Origin of the sequence: Pontibacterium sp. (genome assembly GCF_041587635.1) — a bacterium.
Taxonomy (GTDB): domain Bacteria; phylum Pseudomonadota; class Gammaproteobacteria; order Pseudomonadales; family Balneatricaceae; genus Pontibacterium.
This window is the reverse complement of sequence record NZ_JBFGYC010000489.1, coordinates 1-3,022: the sequence shown is the minus strand read 5'-3', so window position 1 is coordinate 3,022 and position 3,022 is coordinate 1. Positions and strand designations below refer to the sequence as shown.

General features: G+C 51.4%; 2 protein-coding genes and 1 pseudogene. All 3 read left to right on the top strand.

What is annotated here, in order from left to right:
- Window positions 1–581, top strand: a pseudogene (locus ABYW01_RS17930) (bifunctional proline dehydrogenase/L-glutamate gamma-semialdehyde dehydrogenase); the annotation flags it as partial.
- A gap of 276 nt (window positions 582–857) precedes the next feature.
- On the top strand, window positions 858–1,643 hold the full coding sequence (locus ABYW01_RS17925) for a hypothetical protein (protein ID WP_372835442.1): 786 nt from the start codon (window positions 858–860) through the stop codon (window positions 1,641–1,643).
- A 288-nt stretch (window positions 1,644–1,931) separates the two neighbouring features.
- Window positions 1,932–3,022: cytosine permease (locus ABYW01_RS17920; RefSeq protein WP_372835440.1), on the top strand; the 1,091-nt coding region annotated here is incomplete at its 3' end.

Genomic DNA, 3,022 nt, shown 5'->3' with positions numbered 1-3,022 from the left:
CATTGCAGTCAGCGATTGATCAGCTGAATAACTCTGTACAGGCAAAAGCCTGGGCAGAAGATACTGAACGTCATAGCAAACTGATCGGTTTGCTGGGTGACATCGGTGCTGAAATCTCTGTACTGGGCGGCGACGCCGAAGCGATGCCGGGACCGACTGGCGAGCTGAACCTCCTGTCTGACATGGCACGTGGCGTCGTGCTTTGCCTTGGACCGGATAAAGACACCGCGTTGCAGCAAGCGGCAGTTGCGCTGGCACAAGGTAATGCCGTGGTGCTGGTTGCGCCGGGTGTTGAAAGCTGGGCACGCAACGCAGGCGAAGTGGGTTTGCCGGTGGTTGCCGTTGAAGGGTTGGTGGTGCCAAGCGCACTGAGCGCAGCCGAAGGTTTTGCGGCAGTCACCAGTCAAGCAGATAGCAGCACTCTGCGTGATTACCGTCAGGCGTTGGCGGTTCGCGATGGTGTGTTGTTGCCACTGATCACCGAAGTGAATGCGCCAGAACGTTTTGTGATGGAACGTCACCTGTGTGTCGACACCACAGCTGCGGGTGGTAACGCCAGTCTGATTGCTGCGTCGGAGTAATACTGCTCATTCGATCAAGTCACTTGTTTGAGCTTCTCCACGCTCTCACTCCGCCGGATCTGGCCTGATCTGGCGTTTTTCTGCCTCCGCTCTGGGGGCTTTTTTTTGTCTTGTTGATGGCGTTCCAAACTGATCTGCACAGTAACACCTTGTGCTAGACGTACTATATTTGATCTATACGATTGCTCATTCTCCAGATTGTTAGCTTGAAATATACGTGTAGTTGCTAGGAGAGGTTTGGTATCTCTTATACGTGAATAGCTAAAGGAGTGTGTTATGTCAGCGTCAACTCATCTGGCTCAGTTTGGTGTTACTGTTGAGCAAGCACGTAGCTTTATACTCAACAATATCGCGTCACCTTCCGTAATCTTCGACACTGCAAGCAACTACGGGGTAACTAATGAGATGCTCGCCGAAATATACGGCGGGGTCACCCGTGACGATGTCGTCGGCTTTTTTAATTCGGTTGGTATCGATAGCAGCATACTTGATTCGGTCACCCCTCCTGATACCGACTCGATCACCCTCCTATCTGACGATCTAAATGCGCTGTATGACCTTGTGACGCTAAATAACTATACGGGAGAGCTTTCCACACTGAGTATCCGTGCTGATGTGATTGCTATCACCGGAGAGCAGGCATATTTTGATGCATTTGATCCTTCAAGTTATCTAGGAGCCGGGGATGGCATATTTTCTGAGGCGGACTTGGGTGTACCGGGCTTGGGAGACCTGCCAGCAACCGCAGAAACGCTGGAGTCCATATTCTACGGTACGTTGATCAACGCATTGAAAGCGGTTGATGCTCAGGAGGTGGTGGAACTTAACAGCTTTTTATCGGCGAACTCAGACGCCCTTAATGCGGGGGACACCGCCGTAACCAATCAGTATGTTGCCATGGTGCTGGATATCTATATCGATCCCGCCGTTGTACCTGTATTTCCGGATGCGGATATTGCCGATGTGGCTGTGATCGCCGGTAATGCGTTGGTCACTTTGACCGGGCAAAGCTCAGATGTTTCTGTCTTAGACGGTGTTATTTCGGCATTTTCGACTAGCTGATATAGGGAATAGATCAGTCTAAGTCTCCTCTGATCATACAGCTCCTGCCTTTGAATCGGTCTGTCCCTCGTGTGTTTTGTCCCTCCTTTACATATTCCTGCAGTGGATGGCACAAACCCTGCAGTTGTCTTGTTACTTTTCGCAGCACAGTATGCCGACTGAATAACGTATTGATAGTTAAGGCCTTTGATTTCACGGGATATAGGCTTTTTTGATGAATTGAAGGATGGCTCCATGTTGCCCGTCCTTGCCTCCTTGTGGTGCGTCGTTACGAGTCGAATGAACTAAATGAGTGCGTCACAAAGAATATTTAAAGAACGCCGTCACTATAATCGCTGGGTCGCTAATCAGACGCTGGAAGATTATGCCCTGCGCTTTACTGCAGTAAGGGGGCGGCACATGACCATCGCCAAGGTAGGGATGACCGCCTTGGGTGCAGCGTCGTTTTTGGCGCTGGAAGGTTTGGCGGCAGCAGTCACCCTGAGTTATGGCTTTACCAATACTCTATGGGCGATGCTGGCGGTCTGTCTGGTGCTGTTTGTCACCGGATTTCCTATCGCATACTACTGCGCAAAGCATGGATTGGATATTGATCTGCTGACCCGTGGTGCAGGATTTGGTTATCTCGGATCAACGATCACATCGCTGATCTATGCCTCGTTTACCTTCATATTCTTCGCCATTGAGTCCGCAATTCTTGCGTCGGCATTGCACGCATTGCTCGGTGTCCCGCTGTTTCTGGGCTATGTGATCTGCGCGGTAGCGGTGATACCCATTGTGACCCACGGCATTACCGCGATCAGTAAGTTTCAGGTGGGCACTCAGTTTATCTGGCTATTGCTTCAGTGCGGGGCGTTGGCCGTCGTGCTGATGCATGAATATGACAGCCTGAATGGCTGGACTCAGTTTGTGGCGCCGGATTATCCGCAAGGCGACAGCTTTAATCTGGTGCTGTTTGGCTCGGCGGTGTCCGTATTTTTTGCGCTGGTCGCGCAGATTGGTGAGCAGGCGGATTACCTGCGCTTTATGCCGCCCAAGACTCAAGAAAACCGCAAGCAATGGTGGTTCTGGTTGGTGTTGTCCGGTCCCGGCTGGGTGTGGGTTGGATTGATCAAGATGTTGCTTGGGTCTTTTCTTGCCTATCTGGCGTTTACTCAGTTGATGCCTTTTGAACAGGCGACCGATCCAACCTATATGTATCAGCGCGTGTTCTATGATCTGACCCATTCTCCCGCGTTATCGCTGATTCTGGCTGCGGTGATGGTCATTCTCTGCCAGATGAAGATCAATGTGACCAATGCCTATGCAGGCTCCATTGCCTGGTCTAACTTTTTTTCCCGTCTCACCCACAGCCATCCGGGGCGGGTGGTCTGGCTGGT